The sequence below is a fragment of the Marinoscillum luteum genome (assembly GCF_044005705.1).
Taxonomy (GTDB): domain Bacteria; phylum Bacteroidota; class Bacteroidia; order Cytophagales; family Cyclobacteriaceae; genus Marinoscillum; species Marinoscillum luteum.
In genome coordinates this window covers 1-5026 of the sequence record NZ_JBIPKE010000002.1, presented here as the reverse complement: position 1 = coordinate 5026, position 5026 = coordinate 1, and the positions used below count along the sequence as shown (strand labels likewise).

Below are 5026 nucleotides of genomic sequence, written 5' to 3'. Positions count from 1 at the left end.
GGGATCAGCATCCAGATAGTTTGGTGTGCCATCAGCATCACAGTCATCATTGGTAGGGTCTCCATCGCCATCCAGGTCCTCATCCTCATCCAGGATACCGTCCCCATCCGTATCACAGCTATCCGAATCCTGGAAGTTTGGCGTACCATCCTCGTCACAATCATCGTTGTATGGATTACCATCTCCGTTGGTGTCTTCTTCTTCATCGTTCAGACCATCTCCGTCTGTGTCGCATGGATCAGCGTCCAGATAGTTTGGCGTGCCATCAGCATCACAGTCGTCATCGGTAGGATCACCATCTCCATCAGTGTCTTCATCCTCTGTCAAGACACCATCGCCATCATCATCTGTGTCCAGATAATCAGGTGTGCCATCACCATCGGAATCATCGTTAGTAGGATCGCCATCACCATCAATATCTTCTTCTGCGTCCGTTACACCATCACCGTCGGTATCGGTGCCATCGTCGCAAGTGTCTGCATCCTGGAAGTTTGGTATACCATCCTGGTCACAATCATCGTTGTATGGATTACCATCTCCGTCTGTGTCTTCCTCGCTATCATCCAGGCCGTCTCCATCTGTATCACAGGGATCAGCGTCCAGATAGTTTGGCGTACCATCAGCATCACAGTCGTCATTCGTGGGGTCGCCATCTCCATCAGTGTCTTCATCCTCTGTCAAGACACCATCGCCATCATCATCGGTGTCCAGGTAATCAGGTGTACCATCACCATCGGAATCATCATTGGTAGGATCGCCATCGCCATCAATGTCTTCTTCTACGTCCGTTACACCGTCACCGTCGGTATCGGTGCCATCGTCGCAAGTGTCTGCATCCTGGAAGTTTGGAGTACCATCCTGGTCACAATCATCGTTGTATGGATTACCGTCTCCGTCTGTGTCTTCCTCGCTATCATCCAGGCCGTCTCCATCTGTATCACAGGGATCAGCGTCCAGATAGTTTGGCGTACCATCAGCATCACAATCGTCATTCGTGGGATCGCCATCTCCATCAGTGTCTTCGTCCTCTGTCAGGACACCATCGCCATCATCATCTGTGTCCAGATAATCGGGAGTGCCATCACCATCAGAATCATCGTTAGTAGGATCTCCATCACCATCTGTATCTTCATCTTCCGTGAGAACACCATCACCATCATCGTCAGTATCGAGATAATCAGGCGTGCCATCGTCATCAGAATCATCATTGGTAGGGTCTCCATCACCATCTATGTCTTCTTCTAAATCGGATACGCCATCACCATCTGAATCACAAAGCTGCTGATCACTTAAGGAGGCATCTATGTCTCCACTGGATTTACAACTTCCTACGGTCACTGTCAAATTATTATAACTGCCCGCAGTTAAGCCGCTGATGTTGGCCACTCCGGAAAGAATGGATACACTGCTAAACACTTTTTCGTTTAGATTTTCATCCGAATAAGTAATGCTATAAGACCCATCCGGGATATCTTGAAAAGTGAGGTCAAGGTATCCATCCATCCCTCCACAGGTAGTCGGATTCACTGCATTTACTGAGACTATAATCATCTCTGGAGCCTGACCTACGATCACACTGCCCAAAATATTAGATTGACATTCCTTTGAAATCACATAAATGGAAGTGTACTCCCCTGGCGCAAGGTTTGAAATCAAGATATAACCAGATCCATCACTACGCACATAGAGGGTATCTTTTTGACTATTGCTGGTGTAATGCAACTCATAATCAGTACTCACCTCAAGACCAGTCAGCTTAATACTTCCGTTATCAGCCTCGCAAGACAATGGAACTGTCACTTTCTCCAAAGCGATCACAGCATTGTCCGGATTGTTCAAGTCCACCGAAAGTGCATTTGAAATACATCCGTCAATTTCAACAGTGATGTCAGAATAATTCCCAGCGGACAAGCCTTCCAATGCATAGTTGCCCCAACTGTCAGCGACTATATTGTCATTGATCTCAGAGCCTGAGTTGATGCGATAACTAAATGTATAACTCAATCCCGGTGTCAGTCCTTGAATTTCAATATTACCGTCAGTACCAGCACATGTCGTAGGGTGAGTATATGTCCAAATACTGATATCCGGAGGATTGAGGACTATAACCTCAATTGTGTTGGATCTACAATTTGAGCCACTTTCGGAAACAGAGAGATTGAGGTAAGAACCGGATGTCAGGTTACTGATTTCTATTACTCCAGCGGCATCTGCCACTAACGGTGAACCAGAAGTAACTTCCACTCCATCTTTGAAATAGATGTAGTCATATGAGACCGAAGGTGTCAATCCCGAGAGTTTGATAAATCCGTCAAAAGAAGCGCATGAGGTCGGATTTAACTGGCTATTGAAATTAATCTCAGGACTTCCCGGATCAGTTAATGAAATCGGGGATCTAACAATATTAGATGAGCATCCCGAAAGCTCAATACTAAAGTTCTGGTAGGATCCGGCGCTAAGATTATTAATCAACAAGACTCCCGATGAAGAGGCTATGACTCTCGAAATAATGGAACCATTGAAATCATATTGCACATTATAACTACCATCCGGGATAGTACCACCCACTGAAATCCAGCCATCTGCTTCGCCACATATTGATGGGTTTGAAAAGTCGGTAACCGAAATCTCCGGTGTAATAGGTTCATTCAGCTCAATAATTTCGGATAATTGATTAGAAACACACCCTACTCGATTTACTGTGAAGTCTTTGTAGGTACCTGGCCTGAGACCACCTATTTCTATTACCCCACTTCCATTACTTGATAATGTGGTTGTAACATTTAAGTTATCCACCAAAAATGAAACTCCATACTCTCTGCCAGCATCTAATCCCGTGAGCCTGATAAAACCATCAGTACCATCACAAACCGTTGGGTCGCTGGTGGAACCATAGGCTATCTCAGGGGCACCAGTATCCGCAATTTCCGCGGATTCAATGGTATTGGATTGACAGCCGGAAGCCTCACTTTTCAAGCTGATGAACGTATAAACTCCCGCTGAAAGTCCGGAAATATCTACTACTCCAGCTCCATTGGCCACAATAGATTGTGTAGATCGTTTTACCCTGCCAGCATAGGTGTATTCGAAGGTATATTTTGATCCAGAGACCAATCCCCCAATTTTGATCACTCCATCGGAGGCGTTACAAGAACTTGTTGGGATCACTGAATTCAGGCTAATCTCAGGGGACGCCGGGTCAGTTAAAACCACCGGGCCAGCAATGGTGTTGGACTCGCAACCAGATAGCTTAACTTTAAAATTGCTATAATGACCAACTGAAAGGTTCTCAATCTCTATTCTCCCTGAAACCGCCAGAATCGAACCCGATATGATTCTTCCATTATAAATGTAGGAAACCGCATATCTGGCAGAGTTCGACAACCCATCAAGTATTATTTTTCCATCATTTGCACCGCATGCAGATGGATTAGTTGAACTCGATAAACTGATAGAAGAAATAGTAGGTTCTTCTAAGTCAATGCTCCGGCTGAGTTCATTAGAACGGCATCCATTGGCTGTGGAAACCACAGAAATGTTTCTATATACACCGGCGCCCAGTTCCCTGATCAGCAAAATTCCGCTTGCATTGGAACTAGCTGTGGTGGATACGTTCACATTATCCACTATATAATCGACAGTAAAACTTGAGTTGGCAGTAAGCCCCATGAGCTGAATACTTCCATCTTGAGCATCGCAGTTACTAGGATTATTTGTAGTCCCTATAGAAATTGTTTCCGGTGAGGGATCAGACAAGGTGATGTCCACATCCTCCACGGAAGTGCAACCATTTACTGTTATTGTAATATCACTATAAACCCCAGCTCCAACATTGTTAATAGTAGCTGAATTGCTCACCACACTGACATTGTCAAATACTTGATCCCTCGCTGACTCATCTCTATATGTCAACGTGTAGGCTCCATCGGGCACATTAGTAAAACTCAGAATAAAACTACCATCAGTACCCGAGCACGTTTCTGGATCATTGATATTATCCAGGGTGATCGTTGGGGTCGCATTAACGGTTACAGTAACCTCAAGTCGTTCAGAGGATTCAGCTCCATCTACCGTCTGGCTTGCATAATATTTTGTTCCGTTTACTAAACTGGTCGTTTCTGATAACGGTACACCACCGGTAGGAACAGAATACCATTTGATATCCGATCCAGTTACTATCAGGTTTGCCACAGTCGGGTTATTAGCTATGCAGAAACTCTGTGAACTTTCACCTGTTGGTGCCGATATTGAAGTATTGACAATAAGCTCACCTGTGGTCGCATCACTGGTGCTGTTGCCAGCAGCATCGGTTACCGTAGCGGTCACCGAATAAGTGTTTTCTGTCAACGCATTGCCTGCAGGGATCGTCAGGCTCCAGGTGCCATCTCCATTGTCAACCAGGTTGCCATCACCAGCAGTGTAGGTGATTCCATTGACTGTTACCGTCAGCGTCTCTCCTGTGCCTACAGTGGCTGTACCACTGATCGTGGGGGTGGTATCGTTGGTCGTCTGGGCTGTAACTGTCGGAGCGGTGGCAGGGGCGGTCGTGTCGATCACCAACTCACTGCTCGTCGCATCACTGGTGCTGTTGCCAGCGGCATCGGTTACCGTAGCGGTCACCGAATAAGTGTTTTCTGTCAACGCATTGCCTGCAGGGATCGTCAGGCTCCAGGTGCCATCTCCATTGTCAACCAGATTGCCATCACCAGCAGTGTAGGTGATTCCATTGACTGTTACCGTCAGCGTCTCTCCTGCGCCTACAGTGGCTGTACCACTGATCGTGGGGGTGGTGTCGTTGGTCGTCTGGGCCGTAACCGTTGGGCTTGTAGGGGCAGTCGTATCGTAAACGGTCGTTACTGTTGTGGCCGCTGTGTTGTTATTGCCCGCTGCATCCTGAGCAACATTCGCTGCGACATCTACGGTGATATCGCCTGTCCCATCAGGGGTGATCTCTACAGTGTAGGTACCATCGCCATTGTCAGTGAAGTCCGTCGCACTTCCATTGGCTACATCTACTTCACCAATC

General features: G+C 46.6%; 1 protein-coding gene. It reads right to left on the bottom strand.

Features of this window, described 5'->3' with window-relative positions; genetic code table 11:
- Nucleotides 1-5026 (bottom strand): Ig-like domain-containing protein (locus ACHKAR_RS00030; protein WP_395415655.1); only part of this gene is annotated, 5026 nt, incomplete at both ends.